Below are 21,620 nucleotides of genomic sequence, written 5' to 3'. Positions count from 1 at the left end.
GTACGGGGCGGGGGGAGTCCGCCCTGTGGAAAGATCCGCGCCGCGGCCGGCCGCCCGCCTACGGTGACCCGATGATCAAGGACTTGCGCATCTGTTTCATCGGGGACTCCTTCACCCAGGGCGTCGGCGACCCGGAGTTCCGGGGCTGGGTCGGCCGGGTGCTCCAGGCGACCGCGGCGGCCGCGGGTCCGCCCGAGGACCTCACGGCCTTCAACCTGGGCATCCGGCGCAACACCTCGGCCGACGTGCTGCGCCGGATCTGGCCGGAGGTCGACGCGCGGACCCTGCCCGGGGCGGACAACCGGCTGGTGGTCTCGGTCGGCGCCAACGACACCACCCTGGAGGACGGCCGGCCGCGGGTGGCGCCGGACCGCTGCCTGGAGAACCTGGCCGCACTGCTGGACGGCGCCCGCGAGCGCGGCCTCGGCGTCCTGGTGGTCGGGCCGCCCCCGGTGGTCGGCTGGGGCGCCGAGCACCTGGGCCGGCTGCTGACCCTGGTCGAGAGGACGGCTGCGCTCTGTGCCGCACGCGGCGTGCCGTTCGTCGACGTGACGGCCGCGGTCGCCGCGGATCCGGTCTGGGCCGCCGAGGCCGGCGGTGGCGACGGCGCCCACCCGGGGGCGGGCGGCTACCGGTTCCTCGCCGACCTCGTGCTGGCCGGCGGCTGGTGGGAGTGGCTCGCCGGGGAGGCGGCTTGACCTAGAGCGCACTCCAAGAGAGAGGGTGAAGCCGTTGATCCGCGACATGAAGGAGCACCGGAAGATGCGTACCTCCACACTTGGTCAGCACGGTCCCGAGGTCGGTGTGGTCGGCCTCGGCTGCATGGGCATGACCTGGGCCTACGGCCTGCAGGACCGCGACGACGAGACCTCGGTGCGGGTGATCCGGGAGGCGCTGGACCTCGGCGTCACCCTGATCGACACCGCCGACGTCTACGGCCCGTACAGCAACGAGGAGGTGGTCGGCGCCGCGCTGGCCGGCCCGTACCGGGAGCGCGCGGTGCTGGCCACCAAGGTCGGCCTGGTGGCCGGCACCGGCGACAAGCGGGTGGAGAACAACGGCCGTCCCGAGCACGTGCGGCGCTCGATCGACGAGAGCCTGCGCCGTCTCGGCACCGACCACGTCGACCTCTACCAGCTGCACCGGGTGGACCCGCAGGTGCCGATCGAGGAGACCTGGGGTGCGCTCGCCGAGGTCGTCGCGGCCGGGAAGGCGCGCCTGATCGGGCTCTCCGAGGTGGGCGTCGAGGAGATCAAGCGGGCGCAGGCGGTGCACCCGGTGGCGTCGGTGCAGTCCGAACTGTCGCTCTGGACGCGGGACGCGCTGGCCGAGGTGGTGCCGTACACCGAGGCGGAGGGCATCGCCTTCATCCCGTTCTCGCCGCTCGGCCGCGGCTTCCTCACCGGCAGCATCTCCTCCGCGGACCAGCTGGCGGCGGACGACTTCCGCCGCTCGCTGCCGCGGTTCCAGGAGGACGCGCTGGCGGCCAACCTGGCCCTGGTGGAGAAGGTGAAGGAGGTCGCCGCGCGCGTCGGTGCGACGCCGGCACAGGTGGCGCTGGCCTGGGTGCTGGCGCAGGGCCGCTACGTCCTGCCGATCCCGGGCACGAAGACGCCGAAGTACCTGGTGGACAACGCGGGCGCGGCCGACGTGGTGCTCCCGGCGGCGGACCTCGCCGAGCTGGACGCCCTCCAGGCCCCGACCGGCGGCCGGTACTGAGCGCCCGGTACCCGAGTACGCCGGTCGTGCCGCGCGGCAGCGGCCGGCCGGGACGGCGGGTCGGGGGTCCGGGCCGTGGTGCCGCGCGGCCCCGGGCGGGCCGTCGCAACGACCGGCGGCCCGCCCCGGCTCACCGCTCCTTGACCCAGACCAGTTGCCGCCCGGTCTCGCCCGGTGCCCGGACCGCCGCGTCGTCGATCCGGGCGAGCCGGTAGCCGAGCTTGCGCGGCACGGCGGCGCTGGCCGCGTTGGCCTGGTCGCAGTGGATCTCCACCCGCCCGACGCCGGGCAGGGCGAGCGCGGCCCCGGTGAGCGCCTCGGCGGCGGCGGTGGCGATGCCCCGGCCGACGTGGTCCGCGTCCACCCAGTAGCCGATCTCCAGTGCGCCCGGGCCGATGCGGCCGTGCAGGCCGAACGAGCCGATCACGCTGCCGGGCCGGGCGTCCAGGCCGACCAGGTAGATGTAGTCGGTGCCGGCGTCCCAGGCCGCGACCCCGGCTCTGGTGACCTCGGCGGTCTGGGTGGGGCTGGGCGCCTCGGCCGCCCACTCCAGCCAGGGCCGCAGGTGCTCCAGGTTGGCGCGGACGGCGGCGTTGAGCGCGGCCGCGTGGTCGGTCGAGCGGCGGTGCAGCGAGACGCCGCCAGCCAGCCGCAGCAGTTCCGGCGGCCGGCCGGGGGAGACCTCACAGGACCGGGGCATGACAGGACTCATGACCGCGATTATGACCATGGTCCAGACCTGCCACCACCGGGAACGCGCCGGGACGGGGCGCAGCCCGGGGGCGCGTCAGAGGCGCACCAGGACGTCGTCGAGCTCCTTGCGCCGAAGGTCGGGGACGCGCGCGCCGTCCGCGGGGTAGCCCACCGGGATCACGTACGCGGCCCGTTCCTCGGACGGCCGTTCGCACACCTCGTTGAGGAACCTCATCGGGCTCGGGGTGTGGGTGAGCGTGGCCAGCCCGGCCTGGTGCAGGGTGGCGAGCAGCAGGCCGACCGCGATGCCGACCGACTCCTTGGTGTAGTAGGGGCGCGGCGAGTGCGGGCCCTTGTGCACCTCGAACACCACGATCACGGCGGGCGCGTCCTCCAGGAAGGGCTTGCGCCAGTCGGTGCCGATCGGGGCCAGCGCGGCCAGCCACTCCTCGGAGGCCCGGTGCGCGTAGAACTCGCGTTCCTCCGCCTCGGCGGCCTCGCGCAGGGCCCGCTTGCGCTCCGGGTCGGTGATCACCACGAACCGCCACGGCTGGACGTGCGCGCCGCTGGGTGCGGTGTTCGCGGTGCGGACCGCCCACTCGACCACGCCGTCCGGGATCGGGCGGGTCGAGTAGTCGCGGACGGTCCGGCGCTGTGCCATCACGTCGTGGAAGGAACGGCTGCGCGCCTCCGCCTCATGGGCGGGCACGGTCATCGGGGTCAGCGGGACGGTGGGGTGGGGCGTTCCGGCCGCGGTGTCGTCAACTGCACTGTCAACCATGGCCGACAGCACAGCACATGGCGGGCGGCCGGGGAAGAGGTAAGGTCCAGACCACTTCCCCGGCCGGTCCGGAAACGCCGGGCCCGCGCCGGAAACGCCGGGTCGGCACCGGAAACGCCGGGTCGGCACCGGAAACGCCGGGCCCGTCCGGGCTCAGCTCTCGTGGACGCGCCCGTCCCTGACCTCGATCCGCCGGTTCACCGCCACCGTGTCCAGCATCCGGCGGTCGTGCGTGACCAGCAGCAGCGTGCCGGTGTACGAGGCGAGCGCGGACTCCAGCTGCTCGATGGCGGGCAGGTCCAGGTGGTTGGTGGGCTCGTCCAGCACCAGCAGGTTGACCCCGCGGGCCTGGAGCAGCGCCAGCGCCGCCCGGGTGCGCTCGCCGGGGGAGAGGGTGTCGGCCGCGCGCAGCACGTGGGCCGCCTTCAGGCCGAACTTGGCCAGCAGCGTGCGCACCTCCTCCGGCGTGAGCTCCGGTACGGCGGCGGCGAACGCCTCCGCCAGCGGTTCGCCGCCGAGGAACAGCCCGCGTGCCTGGTCCACCTCGCCGACCACCACGCCCGAGCCCAGCACGGCGCTGCCGCCGTCGAGTTCGAGCCGGCCGAGCAGCGCGGCCAGCAGGGTCGACTTGCCCGCGCCGTTGGCGCCGGTGATGGCGACCCGGTCGGCCCAGTCGATCTGCAGGTCCACCGGGCCGAGGGCGAAGCCTCCGCGGCGGGCGGTCGCCGCACGCAGGGTGGCGACCACCGAGCCGGAGCGCGGCGCGGTGGCGATCTCCATCCGCAGCTCCCACTCCTTGCGCGGTTCGTCGACCACGTCGAGGCGCTCGATCATCCGCTGGGTCTGCCGGGCCTTGGCGGCCTGCTTCTCGGTGGACTCGGAGCGCATGTTGCGCCCGATCTTGTCGTTGTCGCCGGCCTTGCGGCGCGCGTTGCGCACGCCGTTCTCCATCCAGCCGCGCTGCATCCGCGCCCGGGCCTCCAGGCCCGCCTTGGTGTCGGCGTACTCCTCGTACTCCTCGCGGGCGTGCCGGCGGGCCGTCGCGCGCTCCTCCAGGTAGGCCTCGTAGCCGCCGCCGTACAGGTTGACCTGCTGCTGGGCGAGGTCCAGCTCCAGCACCTTGGTGACGGTGCGGGCCAGGAACTCGCGGTCGTGGCTGATCAGCACGGTGCCCGCGCGCAGGCCCTTCACGAAGGACTCCAGCCGCTCCAGGCCGTCCAGGTCGAGGTCGTTGGTGGGCTCGTCGAGGAGGAAGACGTCGTAGCGGGAGAGCAGCAGCGAGGCCAGGCCGGCCCGGGCGGCCTGGCCGCCGGAGAGCGCCGTCATCGGCAGGTCGAGCGAGACCTTGAGCCCGAGCGAGTCGGCGACCTCCTCGGCCCGCTCCTCCAGGTCGGCGCCGCCCAGGTCCAGCCAGCGGTCCAGGCTGGTCGCGTACGCGTCGTCGGCGCCGGGGCGGCTCTCGACCAGGCCCTCGGTGGCCTCGTCCAGCGCGGCCTGCGCCGCCGCGACGCCCGTGCGCCGGGCCAGGAAGTCCCGGACCGACTCACCCTCCCGCCGCTCCGGTTCCTGCGGCAGGTGGCCGACGTTGGCGGACGCCGGGCTGAGCCGCAGCGACCCGCCCTCGGGGGTGTCCAGCCCGGCCAGCAGCCGCAGCAGCGTCGACTTGCCGGCGCCGTTCACGCCGACCAGCCCGATCACGTCCCCGGGGGCGACGACCAGGTCCAGGCCGGAGAAGAGGGTGCGGTCGCCGTGGCCGGCGCTGAGGTCCTTGACTACGAGTGTGGCGCTCATGATGTCCCCGATTCTAGAAGAGCCGGGGAACGCGGCGGGGCCCGCGGCGGTGAGGCCGCGGGCCCCGGCGGCCCGGAACACGGGTCGTCCGGGGGCGGCGCGCGTCCGGGACGCGCACCGCCCCCGGACGCGGACGCCTCAGGACGTGCCCGGGGTCACTTCTTCTTGGAGATGTACTCCAGCGCGTGCTGGGCGACGTCGTCCAGGTACGGGCCGGCCTCCCAGGTGTTGTCGTTGCCGCCGATGGAGGTGTCCGACACCAGGACCTGCTTGCCGTCCTTGGTGGCGAACCAGCCGCCGCCGCTGTCGCCGCCGGTGCCGTTGCAGCCGATGGTCAGCATCGCCGGGCGGCTCGGGTCGATCGTGTGGCGGACCGGCTTGGGGCTGTCGCAGTGCTCCAGCTCCATGCCGTCGAAGGGCTTGCCGGCCGGGTAGCCGTAGCTGCTGACCGCGGTGATCTGGTCGCGCGGGGCGTTGAACCAGACCGGCACCGAACCGCCGACGACCTCCTCCAGCGACTTGTTGCTGCCGTCCGGGTTGGCCACCCGGATGATGCCGAAGTCGTACTGGCTCCACGCGCCGCCGTACTCCGGGTCGGCCTCGCTCGACCAGGTCGGGGAGACGATGCCGGCGACCGCGCCCCACTCGCCGTACGGCTCGGCCTGCGCCAGCGAGCCCTGCTTGCCGCCGCTCAGCGCGCCGGTGCTGTTGAACGCCGGGGCGAAGGTGATGTTGGTGTGCGACTTGCCGCCCTTGCCGCCGTGCAGGCAGTGGCTGGCGGTCCACACCAGGTTGCTCTTGCCGGGGTTGGCCGGGTCGGAGACGACGGTGCCCGAGCAGACGTACTCCTGGTTGCCGTCCTGGAAGAACAGCTTGCCGTTCACGTGGAAGTTCTTGGCGAACGGGTGCGGGACGGGCTTCTCCTCGACCAGCTTCGGCATCGGGTCGTTGCCGCCGTCCGGCTGGGAGGTGGGCTGGCCCGAGGCCGTACCGGTCGGCTGGGCGGTGGGCGCCGTCGTCGGCTGCGGGTTCGGCTGGCCGGGCTTGGACGGCTTGGCCTTCAGGATCTTCTGGAGGTCCCAGTAGCCCTTCACGGCCGGGGTGATCACGTTCTGCTGGGCGAACTTCTCCCAGTCGTCGTACTTCCACTTCTTCAGCTCGTCGAGGCTGGGCAGCTTGATCGGCGCCGCGCCCGGCTTGTCCGTGCTGGTGGCCGCGGTGGTGGGCGCCGCGGTCTCGGCCCCGGTCGTGTCGCTGTTGTCCGGCCCGCACGCCGTCGCGACCACCATCGTCAGCGCGACCACGGAGGCGCCCAGTGCAGCACGAGTCGTCCGGGATATGTGTGACATCAGTTCAATTCCCCCTGTGGATGGACGCCGTACGTTCCGGGGACGCCCGGGCCACTCGTACGGCAGGTGAGGAGTCTGCCATGCGGATAAAGGCGTCCTTACATCCGCCCCTGACCGGGACGCGGTTGTCACCGGATCGGCACGTGATCGGCACGGAGGAAAATCGGTTGCAGGTGCCTGCGGGCCTCCGTAGCGTCATCCGTGCCACCCGTCAGAACAGGAGAAGGCCGTTGCTCTACTGAGGTCCCGAGACACCGCCCCCGCCGCGATGCAGCCTGCCGATGCAGCCCGTCGACGCAGCCTCCCCGACGCAGTTCCGTCGGCGCTCGTCGATGCAGCCCTGCCGATGCAGTCCCGCTGCCCGCGGTCCGTGAGTGTGCGAGTGCGCGACCTCAGTGGTGAGCCGGTCCGCGGCCCTTGACGGCCCCCGGCCCCCGCCACCTCCCTGCGTGCACTCCTGCGGTGTTTCCCGTGTTGCTCCCCAGACCGCAGGCAACCACCCGGGAGGCCACCCATGGCACAACCCATCACCTCCGTCCTCTGCACCGACCTCGGCTTCGAATGGCCCGACGGGAAAACGGTCCTGGACGGCTTCCACCTCGCCGTCGGCCCCGGCCGGACGGGCCTGATCGGGCTCAACGGCGCCGGAAAGTCCACCCTGCTGCGCCTCGTGGCGGGCGAACTCACCCCCACCGCGGGCACCGTCAAGGTCGGCGGCGAGCTCGGCTACCTGCCGCAGGGCCTCACCCTCGACACCGGCCTGCGGGTCGACGAGGCGCTCGGCGTCCGGGCCACCCGCGAGGCCCTGCACGCCATCGAGGCCGGCGACACCGACCAGCGCCACTTCGACGCCGTCGGCGAGGACTGGGACGTCGAGGAGCGCGCCCGCGCCACGCTCGACCGGCTCGGCCTGCACCGGCTCGGGCTCGACCGCACCACCGGCGAGCTCTCCGGCGGCGAGGCGGTGCTGCTGAGGCTCGCCGCCCTGCTGCTGCGCCGCCCCGACGTCCTGCTGCTCGACGAACCCACCAACAACCTCGACCGGGCCGCCCGCGAGCGGCTCTACGAGACGGTGGCCGGCTGGAGCGGGGTGATGCTGATCGTCAGCCACGACCGCGAGCTGCTCCAGCACGTCGACCAGATCGCCGACCTCCGGGACGGCCAGGTCACCTGGTACGGCGGGAACTTCGCCGAGTACGAGCGCACCCTCGCCGCCCAGCAGGAGACGGCCGAGCGGATGCTGCGCAACGCCGAGGCCGACGTCCAGCGCCAGAAGCGGGACCTCGCCGAGGCCCGCATCCGGCTGGAGCGCAGCGCCAGCTACGGCAAGAAGCGCTCGGTCACCCGCAACGACCCGCACATCTTCCGCGGCATGCTGAAACGCCAGGGCCAGGAGACCGCGGGCCGGCTCCAGGGCATGCACACCGAGCGGCTGGAGGAGGCCAGGCAGCGGCTCACCGCCGCCGAGGAGGCGGTGCGGGACGACGCCGAGATCCGGATCGACCTGCCCCGCACGGCCGTCCCGGCCGGCCGCACCGTGCTCACCCTGCAGAAGGTCCGGCTGCCGTACGGCGCCACCGCCGACCTCGACCTCCGCGGTCCCGAGCGGATCGCGCTGGTCGGCCGCAACGGCTCCGGCAAGACCACCCTGCTGCGTGCCATCGCCGGTGAACTCGCCCCGCTGGAGGGCGAGATCACCACCCCGGTGCCGGTGCGCCACCTGCCCCAGCGGCTCGACCTGCTGGACGACGGGCTCACCATCGTGGGGAACGTCAAGCGGTTCGCGCCGAACGCGGGGGACAACGCGATCCGGGCCCGGCTGGCCCGGTTCCTGTTCCGCGGCGGCCGGGCCGACCAGCCCGCCGCCACCCTCTCCGGCGGCGAGCGGTTCCGCGCCACCCTGGCCGCCCTGCTGCTGGCCGACCCGCCGCCGCAGCTCCTGCTGCTCGACGAGCCGACCAACAACCTCGACCTGGCCAGCGTCCGCCAGCTCACCGAGGCCCTCGCCGCCTACCAGGGCGCACTGATCGTGGTCAGCCACGACCTGCCGTTCCTGCGCGGCCTGGGGCTCACCCGCTGGCTGGAGCTGGACGGCGAACTGCGGGCGGTGGAGCCGATGTAGCGCGTACCGGTGCGCGCCACCGGCCCCACCGGCCGGTGGTGCGTACCGGCCGGTGGTGCCCACGGGCCGGCGGCGCGTACCGGGGGTGCGGCTACGTGCCGGAGGAACCGCCGAGGGCCTGACGGGCCCGGCTCAGCGCCGAGTCCTTGAGCCCCTCCAGCTCCTCGGGGGTGAACACCGGTGTGCGCACGTCCGGAGGGATGCCCGGCCCGTCGAAGGAGGAGCCGTCGGGGGTCAGGAACTTCTCGTTCGGCAGGATGACCGCGAACGTCGGCGACAGCAGCCGGATCATGATGTCGGAGAAGACGCCCTGGGTGTTCTCGCCGATCCGGGTGACGTGCGGGCTGCGCGCGATCAGCGCCTGGGTGAAGGTCTCGCCCGCGCTCACCGTCGAGCCGGCGGTGAGCAGGGCGACCGGCCCGGTGTGGCGCGCGCCGGCCGCCGGCCGGACGGGGATCGGCTGCGGGTTGGTGAAGCGGGTCGGGTCGTCCGGGTCGTTCCGGGCCACCTTGCGGTAGGCGAGGTAGGGCCGGTCGGTGAGCCGGGCGGCGATCCGCAGCCCGAGCTCGTCCGACCCGCCGCCGTTCAGCCGGACGTCGATCACCAGTCCGTGTGGCCGGGCCGGTCCGGCCAGCAGGGCGTCCAGGGCCCGGTCGAGCTCGGCGGCCTGGGCCTGGTAGCCGCCGTCGTCGACGTAGTCGTCGAAGCCGCTGACCCGCAGGTAGCCGATCCCGCCGGGGAGTTCGCCCACGCCGAGCCTGCCGCCGCCGAAGAGCACCTCGGGGGCCAGGAGCTGGGCCGCGACGGCCTCCGCGGACCGTTTCCTCAGCTCCTCGGTCGGCTGGGCCGTCCCGGGCCGCAAGCCCCCGAAGACCGGGGTGAGGCCCCCGCCGGCACGGGCACGGGCCAGCCCGGTGTGCGCGTCGTGCAGCGGCTCGATCATCTCGACGAAGATCTGCTGGAGCCGGTCGTCGGTGGTCTGCGGGCCGACCTGCGGCCGGTAGTGGTCCCGGACGGCGTGCCAGTCGATGCCCTTGGCGGCGAAGAACGGGTAGTTCTCCTTGAAGTTCTCCCAGAAGCGGTCGAAGACCGCGAGCGGGTCGTCGGCGGCCGGCTGCCGGCAGAGCGCCGGCAGCCCGGGCAGCCGCTCCAGGGTCACGGTGCCGACCGACGCGTCGGCCTTGAGCACCGCCCGCCCGTGGCCGCGCGGGGTCACCGTCAACTCGGCGAAGGTCTTGTCCGGCGGTCCGTACCGGGTCGCCCCGCCGGGCCCGGGGGCGCCCACCTGCCGCTCGCCGAGCAGGCCCGGCGTGCAGCTGGACCGCGTCACGTCGTATGAGGTGAGCCGGTCGCCGGAGATCGCCATGACCGCGCCGTAGCCGTCCGTGCGCCACACCCCTTCCAGCCGGTTCGCACCCGGCCGCCCCTCCTGCCCGGGCCCGCCGGGTGCGGCGAACACGGGTGCCGCCGCCCCCACCGTCACCGCGAGCGCCACCGCGGTGGCCCCCGCCGCCCGTGCCATCCGTCCGAACCTCATGCCGGCCTCCGCCGTCTCGTCGGGACTGTCCCGTGGATCCTGCCGGGCCGCCCGGGCCGGACCGGCACGACACCGCACCGGCACGGCGGCGGCCCCCCGGCCGGGTGAACACCCGGCCCGCCGGAACCCCACCACCCCTCGGGCCTCCCCCGCGGAACCCCTCCGCCGCCCTCCCCGCCGACGGTACGGACCCCGGCCCGACGGCGGCGTCACCCGCGGGACCGGTCCACCACCGGCCTTGAGGACGACGCCGTGGCGCACCCGGCTACGACCTGGGAGGTATCCACGGAAACCCCTTTGATGCCCCGTGGGGGCTCGGCGAGGATGCCCGGGTGGAATACGCACCGTCCGACGTCGTGGTTCGGATCCTTCTCGAACTCGGTGAGACCCGAAGCCCGGCCGCCGCCCTCCGGGCCTGCCTGCCGCTCGTCGCCGAACTCTCCCCGGCGGCGGTCGAGCTGCGCCACGACGACGACGACGGCATCGGCGTCGAGCTGCTCGTGGTGCTGCCGGTGCCGCCGCAGGACGCCCGCCGGGACCTCCGGGCCGCCGTCACCCCGCTCGCCGAGCGGCTCGGCCTGGACCCGGAGCGCTTCGAGTTCACCGGTGGGCGGACGTCGGCCGGGCGGGTCAGGGACCTCCGGTCCGCCGGCCGGTTCGGCGCGTACCAGCTGGACGTCCGGCTCGGCGGCGACCCGGCCGGGGACGGCCCGCCGGGGGAGCGCGGGTCTGGCGGGTCCGGGCCGGCGGAGCCGGGGACCGAGGGGCCGACGGAGCTGCTGCCCGAGGGGCCGGTGCTGCCGTGGACGGACGAGGACGAGGGGGAGCTCGCGCAGTGGCACCGGCGTTCCTTCGCCATCTGGGTCCGGCTGGGCGGCGAGTTCGCCGGGGTCGACGAGCGGCGTGCCGGCGAGCTCTTCGAGGAACTGCTCGGCCGCGTCCGACTGGCGGACCTGGGCCCGGAGGCGGTGGCCGAGTCGACGGACGGCCTGCCGCCGGCGGACCCGGGGGCGGTCGGCTGCCAGGCCCTCCTCGGGCCGGTCACGGTGGAGCCCGAGGCGGCGATGGCCGTCGTCCGGCAGGCGCTGGCGGCGGAGCGCGGCTGGTCGGCGGTCCGGTCCGGGGACGCGGGCGGGCCGTACCTGGCGAGCGGGTGGACGGCCGCACACGCGCCCGGCCAGGGGCTGGTGGCGATGGACGTCCTGGTGGCCGAAGGCCTGGTGCTCGGGCGAATCGGCGCGTCGTAGCGGGCGCGCGCCGGAGGCGGTGTGCGGCGGACCGGAGCGGTGCCGGTCCGGTACCCAACTCCCTTGCCCTCCAGTACCATCGGCGCCATGCCAGCGCTCAACATCGAGTACACGGAGCACGAACTCGCCGCCATCCGCGAGGCCGCCGCAGCCGACGGCAAGAGCGTCAGGGCGTACGTCCACGATCTCAGCGTGCGGGAGCAGCAGCGGCGGGTCTTCGTCGACCACGCGGTGGCGTTCTGGAAGGAGCACCGCGAGGAGTTCGACGCGGCCTTCCCGGAGGACGCGCCCGCGGCGTGAGCACGGCGGTCCGGAGCAGCGGAGAGGGGCGGCGGTGAGGCTGCTCCACGTCGACCTGCGCTGGCTGCTCGACGTCCAGGAGCAGGCGTCGCCGGAGGACCTGAGCGTCCGTGACTACTCGGCGTTGCAGGCGGCCGTCGCCCGCCACCGGGTCAACACCGCGCAGCTCGGTCACGACGCCGACCCGGCCTGGTGCGCGGCGACCCTGATGCACACCATCGTGCTGCTGCGGCCGCTGCCGGTGCGCAACAACCTGTACGCCTGCATGACCACGGCCGCGTACATGCACGCCGCGAAGGAGGGCATCGACCCGCCCTACGGCGCCCTGGTCGAGCTGGCCCGGGACGTCGCCGCGGGCCGCTCCGACGTGTTCGCGGCGGCCGACCGGATCCGCTCCTGGCGGATCTGAACGGCCGCCGCGCCCGTGCGGATCAGACCTCGGCGGCCTCGGAGGCGGCCTCGGAGGCGGCTTCGGAGGCGGGCTCCGCCGCGGTGCCGGCTCCCGGCCGGAGCTTGCCCGCGACCAGGGTGCCCAGCCGGTCCAGGCCGATCACGGTGGCCGCGAGGACGACGAACTCCACCGTCAGCAGGGCGATCTGGCCCCACACGTAGCCGTAGCCCCTGGTCGTCGGGTCGAAGAAGAAGTACGGGTACGGCATCGGGTAGTTGGAGAACAGCGCGTTGCGGGTCAGCACGATCGCCGCGTAGCCGAGCGGGAATGCCAGCCAGAGCGGGACGTCCCGCCAGGCGGAGGCGTTGCGGGGCTTCAGCGTCAGCCAGTCGATGATCACCATCACCGGGGTGACGTAGTGCAGGAAGAACGACGACCAGTGCTGGAGCTTGTCCGGCCCGTCGAAGAGCCCGGGCAGCGGGTTGGCGCCGTGCTCCAGCAGGATGTGCGAGACCAGCCCGGTGATCAGGATGTAGAGCGTCGCGGCACCGCGCAGCCGGGGCGCGGGCGCGTCCACCGTGCCCCGCTTGAGCATCCAGTACACGGCGCCGATGAAGTAGCCGAGCACGATCACGTTGCTCTGGATGGTGAAGTAGACCAGGGGCGCGGTCTGGAGGGTCAGGCCGAGGCCCGCCGAGAGCACGATGCCCATGCGCCACCAGAGCGCGGGACGGGTCCGGACTGACATGCGGCCACCAGTTCGTTTCAGGCGATACGGGAGGTATCGGGCGGTAGAGGGAGGGAAGGCCGAACTCTACTCGCTGGTAGGGCCGGGACGGAAGAAACGTTGCAGCGGGCGCTGGTCGGCCCGCCGTCCGCCGGTCACCGCCCCTGGCCACCGTTCCCCGGCCCGCCGTCTGCCGCCCCGGACCGCCGTTCCCCGGCCCGCCGTCTGCCGCCCCGGACCGCCGTTCCCCGGCCCGCCGTCTGCCGCCCCGGCCCGTGGCTCGCCGGTCCTGCGCTACCCCGGCAGTACGAAGCCCGACTCGTACGCGGCGATCACCGCCTGGGTGCGGTCCCGGGCGCCCAGCTTGGCGAGCACGCTGCCGACGTGCGTCTTGACCGTCTCCTGGCTGACCACCAGCCTTCCGGCGATCTCACCGTTGTTCAGCCCGGCCGCCATCAGCCGCAGCACCTGGCCCTCCCGCTCGGTGAGCCGCCCGACCGGCCCCTGTGCGGGTGCGCGCCGTCCGGCGGGGGCGTGGCGCAGGGCCAGGTCGCGCACCGCGGCCGGGAAGAGCAGCGAGTCCCCGCGCGCGACCAGCCGCACCGCCTGGACCATCTCCTCCGCACTGGCCCGCTTCAGCAGGAACCCGGCGGCCCCGGCCCGCAGCGCGTCGTACACGTGGTCGTCGTGCTCGAAGGTGGTGACCACCATGATCCTGGGCGGGTCGGCCATCCCGCCGACCAGCTGTTCGGTGGCCCGGATGCCGTCGATGCCGGGCATCCGCACGTCCATCAGCACCACGTCCGGGCGCAGTTCGCGGACCAGCGGCACCACCTCGGCCCCGTCGGCGGCCTCGCCGACCACGGTGAGGTCCGGTTCGGCGTCGATCACCACCCGCAGGCCCATCCGGACCAGGCGCTCGTCGTCCGCGATCACCACCCGGACCGGCCCGTCGTCCCCGTCCGTCGTCCCCGCCGTCCCGTTCACGGCACCCCGCATCCCCGTCATCGTGTCCCTTCCACCGGCAGCCAGACCGCCAGCCGCCACGTCGTCCCGTCCTCCGCCGGCCCGGCCTCGCAGCCGCCGTTCAGCACCGCGGCCCGCTCGCCGATCCCGCGCAGCCCACGGCCGCCACCGGGGCGGCTGGGGCGGGCCGGGCCCAGCGGGTTGGTCAGCTCGATCTCCAGCCGGCCCGCGGCCAGCGCCACCCGGAGCCCGGCGGGCGCGGTCGGCCCGGCGTGCCGCAGCACGTTGGTCAGGCCCTCCTGGACGATCCGGTACGCCTCGCGGGAGAGGGCGCCCGGGAGCCGTTCCAGGCCGGGCGGCAGCCCGGCGTCGACCTTCAGCCCGGTCCGGGCCAGCTGGCGCAGCAGGTCGTCCAGCCCGGCCAGGGTCGGACCGGCGGGTTCGGCGTCGGCCCGGTCCTCCTCGCGCAGCAGGCCGAGCACGGCGTCCAGCTCGGCGACGGCGGCCCGCGCCGTCTCGCCGATCGCCTGGAGCGCCTCCGCGGCGAAGTCCGGGTCGGTCCGCAGCACCCGGGCGGCCGCCGAGGCCTGGATACCGACCGCGCTGAGCGCGTGGCCGACCGAGTCGTGCAGCTCGCGCGCCAGCCGGTTGCGCTGGGCGAGCACGGTGGCCCGCCGTTCCGCCGCGGCCACCCGCTCCTCCGGGGTGGGACCGAGCAGGACGGGCGCCCAGCGGGCCAGCAGGGCTCCCAGGCCGGCACTGGTGGAGAGGATCAGCAGCATCAGCGCGAGGCCCGTGACCGGCCCGGGCAGCCAGGACGGGAACCCGCGGTCCTGCCAGAACCGCACCAGATCGCCCAGCGAGGGCCCGCCCAGCGGCGAGATCACCAGCATGACCGCGAACGGCGTCCCGGCCAGCGTCATCCCGCTGACCACGCCGCCGAACAGCAGGTGCAGCACGTACCAGGCGGCGGTCTGCCGCCGGGCCGCCCAGGACCGGCCCGGGCCGGTGGCGATCTCGTCCGGCCGGCTCGGTGCGCAGAGGGCCCGCGCGGCCGCCCCCTCCAGGCCACGGACGGTCGGCACCAGCGCGGTGACGGCGGCCATCGGCAGGGACATCCCGAGCGCGGCGAAGTAGAGGAGCAGTTGGACCACCGGACCGTGATCCGGGTTGAGCGCCCCGATCGCCACGGTCGACAGCATCCAGTACGGCATCAGCAGCGCGCCGCCCAGGACCAGGTACACCCAGCGCAGCCGGGCCCGCCGTCCGAAGAGCGCGCTCGCGGCACGCCGCGGCCCCCACCGCTTTGTGCCCGCCCCCGTGTTCACCCGGCCGACTCTACGGCAGCGGTCGTCCGAGCGACGGTGCTCCGGGGGGTGGTCGTCCGCGCGGCAGGCGCCTGCGCCCCGCGAGTGCCCGCGCGTGCCGCGGCGGCCGTCCCGTCGCCGGCCGTCCCGTCGGTGGCCGTCCCGTCGGTGGTCGCGTGCGCGGCCGCCCGTTCGACGAGTGCGATCGCGCCGACCACCAGCACCAGCAGGCCGGTCAGCAGCTGTGCGGTCTCCACCAGGGGCATCAGCCCCGGCACGGCCTTCCGGGGATCGGTCACGTCGGTGACCGTTCCGAACACCACCAGCTGCCAGGAGCCCCAGCCGAACAGGGAGCCGGCCGCCGTCCACGCCACCACCAGCGGCACCCGCAGCCGCCGCTCCGGCCGGGCGCGGAACACCAGGGCCAGCAGCGCGGTCACCGCGGCCACCGCCATGACCGCGATCACGCCGTCCAGCACGGCCACGGACCGGCTGCGCTCCTCGGCGAACAGCACCGGCAGCCCCGTCGCGCCGCCCGCCGCCCAGTACCCCCGGGCCGCCGCCACGCCGAGTGCGAGCACCGCCGCGACGCCGGAGAGGGAGCGCTGGAGGGTGAGCGTGGGGGAGTCGGGCAGATCGCCGATCCGGCTGCGCAGCAGGCCCGCCCAGCGACGCCCCGCGTACAGCAGGAAGGCGGTGATCAGCGCGAGGCCCTGGACCGAGAAGCCGCCGTAGACGACGACGAACACCCAGTCGTCGAGCCCGCCCGGGCCCTGGTTGCCCGAGCCGCCGCCCGGGGCCTTCTCGGCGCCGAACAGCAGGGTGGCCAGCGCGCTCAGCGGCAGCGCCACCAGGATGGTGCCGAGCAGCCCGGTCGCCACCCACATCGGGAAGGCGAGCAGTCCGGCCGGTGCCCGCCGCCCCCACGGGCGGACGAACGAGAGCGCCAGCAGCACCGCGATCGCGTCCATGCCGAAGGTCAGCAGGTTCACCAGCCAGAGCTTGTCCATCTCGGCGGGGTCGTCGACGCCGACCTGGTGGCCGGTCAGCCAGAGCAGCTTGAGCGTCAGGTACGGCACCGTGGCGGCGACGGCGGTCCAGGCGGCCGCGCCGCGCACCCGGTCGGCCGGGGTCTTCGTGGTCATGCCCCCACCCTCCCGGCCCGGCCCCGTGCGGGACCTCCTCCCGGCACACGATCCGCCTCCCCCGCCGGGGGGATCCACCGCTCCGGGGCTCCTGCCGGAGACCTGCGGGGCGGCGGAGGCAGGCGGGTCGGCGGAGGCAGGCGGTGCAGCGGAACCCGCGGGCCACCGGGAACCCGCGGGCCACCGGGAACCCGCGGGCCCGCCCGGGCGGTGTGCTCGGACGGGCCCGGGGCGCGTGGTGCTACGGGAGGATCGGCTCGCAGCCGACGGCCTTGCCGCCGGCGGTGAGGAACTGCCTCCACAGCTCCCCGTCGTCGGGGAAGAGCGTCCGGTCGCCGAGCAGTCGCAGCTTGAGATAGGTGGGCCTGCCCCGGCAGGTCACGACGACCTCGTCGTTGTTCGGGAACGAGAGGCCCATGGTCCAGTGCGCCCGGCCGAACGCCTCCGGAGTGTCCTTGTCGGCGTCCGGCGCCCTGAGCCGGGGTTCGGTCCCGATGGCGAAGGTCGCGGCCGTACTGCCCATCCCGACCTCGCAGGACCAGATCGGGTCCGACGCGGTGGTGGCCCGCTGCCGGTACCCGCGGGCAGCGGACGCGCCGCCGGGGACCGTCAGACCGGGCAGGCCGCAGACGTTGCCGCTGTCCAGATCCTGCTTCGCGCCGGGGGCCGACAGGTGCCCGGGCGCCGGGAGCTTCGGTGTCGTGCAGTTCCGTTGCGTCGCGAGTCCGTTGGCGGCCGCCACCGCGAACCGTGCGAGGTCGCCGTCGCCGACGGAACCCCCCTTGGTCGCGTCCACCCTCGCCCGCACTCCTCCGGTGCCGCAGCCTTCCGGCAGCAGGGCCCACGCCACGGGGCCCGTGACGCCGCCGGCCGAACCGCCGTTGGCCGAGGCGGCGAACAGCCGTGCGCCGGCCTCGGCCTCGGACACCGCGGTGTCCCGGTCCGAGCGGACCCCCACCAGGACCGACCGGTGCCCGCCGAACACCCCGGTGCTCACCACCGCGGTGCACGAGGACCCGCTGTCGTGCAGCGGCGCCGGCTCGTCGTTGTCCTGCTCGCTGATCCGCCCGGGTCCCAGGGCGTCGTGCAGGGCGTCGGCGCTCACCACGCCGTTGCACACGGTGTCCGGACCGAGCACGTTGGTCAGGCTGTACAGCAGCACCCCCGAGACGCCCGCCGTGACCGCACCGATCACGGCCGCCGCCCGCAGGCGCAGCCGCCGGGTGGTGAGGCCGCGCCGGGTGAGGGCCTGGTCGAGTTTCCCCGTCGTCATGCGGGTCACGGGTTGCCGAGCGCGTTGTGGTACGCCCGGTCGATGGAGGAGCGGTAGTGCACCCCGGCGCTGTCGGCCAGCTGCTTCGTCACGCTGCCGGTCGCGTCGATGTCCTGGTCCGAGACGCCCGACCGGCGGGCCTTCTCCTGGATCATGGTCATCAGCTGGGACTCGCCGGCCGTGTAGTTCTTGCTCACGTCGCCCTGGGTCCTGACGTCGAGTTCGGCGTTGGCCTTGTTCGCCCAGTCGGAGGTGCCGATGTCGACGAGCCGCTGGGCGACGTCGCCCAGCGGGAACCAGGAGGCGCCCGGGACCTTCAGCATGTTCGCCGCGGTGCCGTAGACGTGGTAGTCCATCTTGGCCTTCCAGTTGTTCTTGAACTGCTCGTCCGACTTGTGGTCGATGAACGCGTCCGCGCGCACGGCGTCGAGCGCTCCGAGCGCCTTGCCGGACTCGTCGAGGAAACCGGCGAACTGCGGGTTCGGACGGCCGGTCACGTCGGGCTTGAAGTTCTCCGGACCGAACTCGTCCATCCTGCGCCCGACTTCCCGGCTCTCGGACAGGTGGATGACGGCGAACGCCTCCGGGTCCTCGGTCACGCCGCGGATGACGCGCAGCAGCTGTTCCCGGCCGGCCGTGAGCCCCTCCGGGTGGGAGGGGCCGGAGAGGTCCTTGCTGAGGATGTCGTGCGTGTCCGCCGGGAACTCGGAGATCATGTTCGCCAGCGGGCGGCGCAGGACGGGGGAGAGGTCGTTCTCGTGGCCGGCCTGGTCCCCGCCGAGGGTGATGAGCGTCCTGTCCATGATGCGCACCATCGCCCCGTCGTGGGGGCGTACGGGCGGCTGGTTGCCGTGCGGGTCGCGGCCGGTGGTGGCGGCCTCCAGGGCGTCGGCGAAGGCCGCGTGCGAGCTCGCCCTGAGGTCGGCGGGGAACAGCTTGCCCTCGTTGTCCTGGTTGGGCCACTTGCGGTCCTTGAGCAGGTAGTCCAGGTTGCCGCCGGCGGCGGGGTCGAGGAACTCCTTGGACGCCTGCGGGTTGTGGCTCATCGCCCGCATCAGGCCGCCCATCGGGTCGGTCGACCTGTCGCCCGCCACGGAGTAGAAGGGCCCCCAGAGTTCCTCGCCCTTGCGCTTGCTGTGCCTCTCGTAGTCGACGAGGTCGTTGCCGACCCTCTCCAGGAACCCCTTGTCGTAGTTCCCGCCGGCACCCATCAGCTGGGTGAGCGCCGGGTAGTTCTCGTTGAAGCCGGCCGCCGAACCACCCTGCTTGCGGGCGGCCTTGAGCAGGTTGTCCTCCCAGTCCTTGCCCATGCCGCCGTCCTTGGTGGCGGTGGCCAACACCTGGGAGAGGCTGCCGTAGATGTCCTGGTAGTCCTTGGCGTCGTGGTCGCCGTGGGCGTAGCCGTTGTAGGCCTTCGAGTACTCCAGCAGCGCCTCGGGGCCGGTCTTGCCGCCCAGGTTGAGGCTGTTGAGCAGCGTGGTGGAGAAGTCCTTCGAACCGGAGTCGGCGGCCATCAGGTTCTGCAGCCGCTTGCGCTCCTCGTCGGAGAGGGTGCCGCCCTTGCCCATCAGGTCGGCGGCCCGCCGGGCGTCGGCCACGTCGCCGCCGCCGTACGGGTGGGCGTTGAAGGCGGTGGTGCTGGTGCCGACGTCGCTCTGCAGGGCGGACGAGGCGCGCTGGTCGGCGGCGGTGGCCTTCGCGACGGCCTGGGCGATCCGGGTGGTCATCGCCTCGCCCTTGGCCTTCATGTCGGCCTGGTACGCGCGTACGGTGTCTTGGAAGTCGGGGTCGTTGTGGCCCTCGCTGGACAGCGGCGGCCAGCTGACCGTCCCGTCGTCGGCGACGACGAGCTTCTGCTCGTTCGCTTCCTGCAGCGCGGTGTCGAGGTCCTTGCGGGCCGCGGTGAAGTCCTCGCCCGCGTCCCGGATGATCGCGGCGAGGGCGTTGGCGACACCGGTGGCCTGGCTGAAGTCGGTGTCGATGCCCTGGAGGGCCCGGCTCGCGTCGTCGGCGGCCCCGCCCTGCCAGCCCGCCCGCTGCGGGGTGTTGACGAGCTCCCGGCCCACCCGGCCGTCCAGTGACTCCAGCGCCTTGGCCATGTTGGTCCAGGCCTCGGCGGTCTCCGTGACGCCGGAGAAGTCGGCCTCGCGCAGTTCCTTGAAGGACACCATGATCCCTGGGCTCCTCTCTCTTCTCGCGGGTCTCAGGCGCCGAAACCGGCGGTGGTGGCGTGCTCGTTGGCGTGGTAGTTGCGCTGGGTGCTGTCGAGCTTCTCGGCGGTGCCGGTCAGCTTGTCGTGCAGCGTCCTGCACTGCTGCAGCCAGCGCTCGGTGGAGGCGGTGAGCGCGCCGCCGAAGGAGAAGCCGCGGATCCTGGTGGCCGCCGTGCTCGCGTGCTCGGCGAGGTTGTTGCCGCCCTTGCCGTTGGCGTTGTCGAGATCGGTGGCGATCTGCCGGGCGATCCCGGCCGAGGCGTTGAGCTCATGCGGGTTGTCGAGCCGGGTGGTGGGCGCGGTCGGGGCCGGGCCGGGGGAGGGGCTCGGCGTGGGGGCCGCGAAGGGGGAGGTGCCCGGCGCGGAGATCGGGACGACGGTGCCCGGTGCCGGGTTGAGCGGCGCGCCCGGCGGGGACGCCGGTGCGACCGGTCCGGTGGTGAATCCTGGGTTACCCATGTGCGTCTGCTCTCTTTCCTCCGGCTGGGGGCCGGAACCCCTCCGAGCAAGCAGGACGGCCCTGTTGGTCCCTCCGTCGGTGTACCGACGCACCCTTCGTGGTCGCGGTTGCACGGAGCGCGTCAAGGATCCGCGAAGGAGGGGAAGGGCCTGGTGCGGGGGCGATGGCCGGGCCTGGTGCGGGGGTGGCGGCGGGGCCGGGCGTCGGGGGGCGGGGGATGAGGCGTGGTGTCGGGGCGGCGGAAGAGCCGGGTGCGGGGGTGGCGGCGGGGCCTGGTGTCGGGGCGGCGGAAGGGCCGGGTGCGGGGGTGGCGGCGGGGCCTGGTGCCGAGGGCGCCGGAAGGGCCGGGTGTCGGGGGCCGAAGGTCTTGTTACCGGCGAGTCGCTTCCCTATCATCGCGAGTGTGACAGCTTTACTGTCAAACCCCGAAAGGGCTGTAGCCAGTGCATGACTCCAGCAGTCCCGGCCCGCTGGCCGGCGTCCGGGTGGTCGAGCTCGCGGGGATCGGGCCCGGCCCCTTCGCCGCCATGCTGCTGGCCGACCTCGGTGCCGACGTGGTCCGGGTGGACCGGCCCGACCCCTCACCGGTCGCCCCCGACCCCGCGTTCGACGTCACCAACCGCAACAAGCGCTCGGTGCTGGTCGACCTCAAGTCCCCCGAGGGGCCCGGCCAGGTGCTCGACCTGGTCGGGCGCGCCCACCTGCTGATCGAGGGCTACCGCCCCGGCGTCGCCGAGCGCCTCGGCGTCGGCCCGGAAGCCTGCCTCGCCCGCAACCCGGCCCTGGTCTACGGCCGGATGACCGGCTGGGGCCAGCACGGCCCGCTCGCCGCCCGGGCCGGTCACGACATCGGCTACTCGGCGGTGGCCGGCGTCCTCGGCATGATCGGACCGGCCGGCGGCCCGCCCGCCATCCCCGTCAACCTGCTCGGCGACTTCGCCGGCGGCTCGCTCTACCTGGTCGTGGGCCTGCTCGCCGCACTCCACCACGCCCGCGAGACCGGTACCGGCCAGGTCGTCGACGCCGCCATCGTGGACGGCGCGGCCCATCTCACCTCCGTGTTCTGGGGCCTGCTCGCCTCCGGCCAGTGGCAGGACCGCCGGGGCGTCAACCTGCTCGACGGCGGAGCCCCCTGCTACTCCGTCTACCAGGCCAAGGACGGCGGCCACCTCGCCGTCGGCGCGCTGGAGCCGCAGTTCTACGCCGAGTTCGCCCGGCTGCTGGGGCTCGGCCCCGACGCGCCCGGCCAGTGGGAGACGGCCCGCTGGCCCGAACTGCGGGCCCTGATCGCCGCCCGCTTCGCCACCCGGACCAGGGCCGAGTGGGAGAGCGTCTTCGCCGGCTCCGACGCCTGCGTCGAACCGGTACTGACGCTGCACCAGGCCGCCGCGTCCGAGCACCTCACGGCCCGCCGGACGTACGTCGAGGCGGACGGCTTCACCCAGCCCGCCCCCGCACCCCGGTTCTCCGCCACCCCCGGCGCGCTGCGCCGCCCGCCCGCCAGGCCGGGCGCGGACACCGTCGAGGTCGCCCGGGACTGGGGCGTGCCCGGACTCCTGTCCTCCGAGACCTCATCCGACTCCCAGGCCCGATAAGGAGC

General features: G+C 74.1%; 19 protein-coding genes. 7 read left to right on the top strand and 12 right to left on the bottom strand.

Features of this window, described 5'->3' with window-relative positions; genetic code table 11:
* Positions 1-71: 71 nt before the first annotated feature.
* Positions 72-698 (top strand): GDSL-type esterase/lipase family protein, encoded by a 627-nt coding sequence (locus ACFC1F_RS10515; RefSeq protein ID WP_376157073.1) that lies wholly within the window; start codon positions 72-74, stop codon positions 696-698.
* Positions 699-762: 64 nt separating this feature from the next.
* A complete protein-coding gene (locus ACFC1F_RS10510; protein WP_376157071.1) occupies positions 763-1,719 on the top strand; it encodes an aldo/keto reductase in 957 nt (318 codons plus the stop codon).
* A gap of 130 nt (positions 1,720-1,849) precedes the next feature.
* On the opposite strand, the gene ACFC1F_RS10505 is transcribed toward ACFC1F_RS10510, so the two are convergent.
* The 4 genes from ACFC1F_RS10505 to ACFC1F_RS10490 form a co-directional block, all read right to left on the bottom strand.
* Complete coding sequence (locus ACFC1F_RS10505) at positions 1,850-2,431, bottom strand: GNAT family N-acetyltransferase (protein ID WP_376157069.1); 582 nt, start codon at positions 2,429-2,431, stop codon at positions 1,850-1,852.
* Between the two features lie 75 nt (positions 2,432-2,506).
* Positions 2,507-3,193 carry a nitroreductase family protein gene (locus ACFC1F_RS10500; protein ID WP_148645746.1) on the bottom strand — a complete coding sequence of 229 codons (687 nt, stop codon included), beginning with the start codon at positions 3,191-3,193 and terminating at the stop codon, positions 2,507-2,509.
* Positions 3,194-3,346: 153 nt separating this feature from the next.
* Positions 3,347-4,984 (bottom strand): ABC-F family ATP-binding cassette domain-containing protein, encoded by a 1,638-nt coding sequence (locus ACFC1F_RS10495; protein ID WP_209414337.1) that lies wholly within the window; start codon positions 4,982-4,984, stop codon positions 3,347-3,349.
* A 155-nt stretch (positions 4,985-5,139) separates the two neighbouring features.
* A complete protein-coding gene (locus ACFC1F_RS10490; RefSeq protein WP_209414338.1) occupies positions 5,140-6,333 on the bottom strand; it encodes a hypothetical protein in 1,194 nt (397 codons plus the stop codon).
* A gap of 514 nt (positions 6,334-6,847) precedes the next feature.
* Here ACFC1F_RS10490 and ACFC1F_RS10485 point away from each other — a divergent pair.
* Positions 6,848-8,455 carry an ABC-F family ATP-binding cassette domain-containing protein gene (locus ACFC1F_RS10485; RefSeq protein WP_376157067.1) on the top strand — a complete coding sequence of 536 codons (1,608 nt, stop codon included), beginning with the start codon at positions 6,848-6,850 and terminating at the stop codon, positions 8,453-8,455.
* A gap of 91 nt (positions 8,456-8,546) precedes the next feature.
* On the opposite strand, the gene ACFC1F_RS10480 is transcribed toward ACFC1F_RS10485, so the two are convergent.
* Positions 8,547-9,992: a S41 family peptidase gene (locus tag ACFC1F_RS10480; RefSeq protein WP_376157065.1), complete on the bottom strand. Its 1,446-nt coding sequence runs from the start codon at positions 9,990-9,992 to the stop codon at positions 8,547-8,549.
* 332 nt (positions 9,993-10,324) lie between these two features.
* Between ACFC1F_RS10480 and ACFC1F_RS10475 the strand changes: the two genes are divergently transcribed.
* The 3 genes from ACFC1F_RS10475 to ACFC1F_RS10465 all read left to right on the top strand — a co-directional run bounded on the left by ACFC1F_RS10475 (position 10,325) and on the right by ACFC1F_RS10465 (position 11,948).
* Positions 10,325-11,239 carry a hypothetical protein gene (locus ACFC1F_RS10475; RefSeq protein WP_376157064.1) on the top strand — a complete coding sequence of 305 codons (915 nt, stop codon included), beginning with the start codon at positions 10,325-10,327 and terminating at the stop codon, positions 11,237-11,239.
* 87 nt (positions 11,240-11,326) lie between these two features.
* Positions 11,327-11,539: a hypothetical protein gene (locus ACFC1F_RS10470; RefSeq protein ID WP_209414343.1), complete on the top strand. Its 213-nt coding sequence runs from the start codon at positions 11,327-11,329 to the stop codon at positions 11,537-11,539.
* Positions 11,540-11,573: 34 nt separating this feature from the next.
* Positions 11,574-11,948 (top strand): toxin Doc, encoded by a 375-nt coding sequence (locus ACFC1F_RS10465; RefSeq protein WP_209414345.1) that lies wholly within the window; start codon positions 11,574-11,576, stop codon positions 11,946-11,948.
* Between the two features lie 22 nt (positions 11,949-11,970).
* Here ACFC1F_RS10465 and ACFC1F_RS10460 read toward each other — a convergent pair whose 3' ends face one another.
* The 7 genes from ACFC1F_RS10460 to ACFC1F_RS10430 all read right to left on the bottom strand — a co-directional run bounded on the left by ACFC1F_RS10460 (position 11,971) and on the right by ACFC1F_RS10430 (position 20,019).
* Complete coding sequence (locus tag ACFC1F_RS10460; RefSeq protein ID WP_376157062.1) at positions 11,971-12,678, bottom strand: Pr6Pr family membrane protein; 708 nt, start codon at positions 12,676-12,678, stop codon at positions 11,971-11,973.
* Between the two features lie 273 nt (positions 12,679-12,951).
* Positions 12,952-13,656 (bottom strand): response regulator, encoded by a 705-nt coding sequence (locus ACFC1F_RS10455; protein ID WP_376157061.1) that lies wholly within the window; start codon positions 13,654-13,656, stop codon positions 12,952-12,954.
* A gap of 5 nt (positions 13,657-13,661) precedes the next feature.
* Positions 13,662-14,951, bottom strand: a complete 1,290-nt coding sequence (locus ACFC1F_RS10450; protein WP_376157060.1) for a sensor histidine kinase — start codon at positions 14,949-14,951, stop codon at positions 13,662-13,664.
* Positions 14,948-16,075 carry a hypothetical protein gene (locus ACFC1F_RS10445; RefSeq protein ID WP_376157059.1) on the bottom strand — a complete coding sequence of 376 codons (1,128 nt, stop codon included), beginning with the start codon at positions 16,073-16,075 and terminating at the stop codon, positions 14,948-14,950. Before ACFC1F_RS10445 ends, ACFC1F_RS10450 begins: the two co-directional genes overlap by 4 nt.
* A 241-nt stretch (positions 16,076-16,316) precedes the next feature.
* Positions 16,317-17,348, bottom strand: coding sequence for a hypothetical protein (locus ACFC1F_RS10440; protein WP_376157057.1), 1,032 nt, complete (start codon positions 17,346-17,348; stop codon positions 16,317-16,319).
* 5 nt (positions 17,349-17,353) lie between these two features.
* Positions 17,354-19,519, bottom strand: a complete 2,166-nt coding sequence (locus ACFC1F_RS10435; RefSeq protein WP_376157056.1) for a hypothetical protein — start codon at positions 19,517-19,519, stop codon at positions 17,354-17,356.
* Between the two features lie 32 nt (positions 19,520-19,551).
* Complete coding sequence (locus tag ACFC1F_RS10430; protein WP_376157054.1) at positions 19,552-20,019, bottom strand: hypothetical protein; 468 nt, start codon at positions 20,017-20,019, stop codon at positions 19,552-19,554.
* Positions 20,020-20,463: 444 nt separating this feature from the next.
* On the opposite strand from ACFC1F_RS10430, the gene ACFC1F_RS10425 reads away from it, so the two are divergent.
* Entirely contained in the window at positions 20,464-21,615 is a 1,152-nt protein-coding gene (locus ACFC1F_RS10425) for a CaiB/BaiF CoA transferase family protein (protein ID WP_376157053.1), read from the top strand.
* The last annotated feature ends 5 nt before the right edge of the window (positions 21,616-21,620 follow it).

Source organism: Kitasatospora sp. NPDC056181, from assembly GCF_042266225.1.
Lineage (GTDB): Bacteria > Actinomycetota > Actinomycetes > Streptomycetales > Streptomycetaceae > Kitasatospora.
This window is presented reverse-complemented; position numbering and strand designations above follow the sequence as displayed.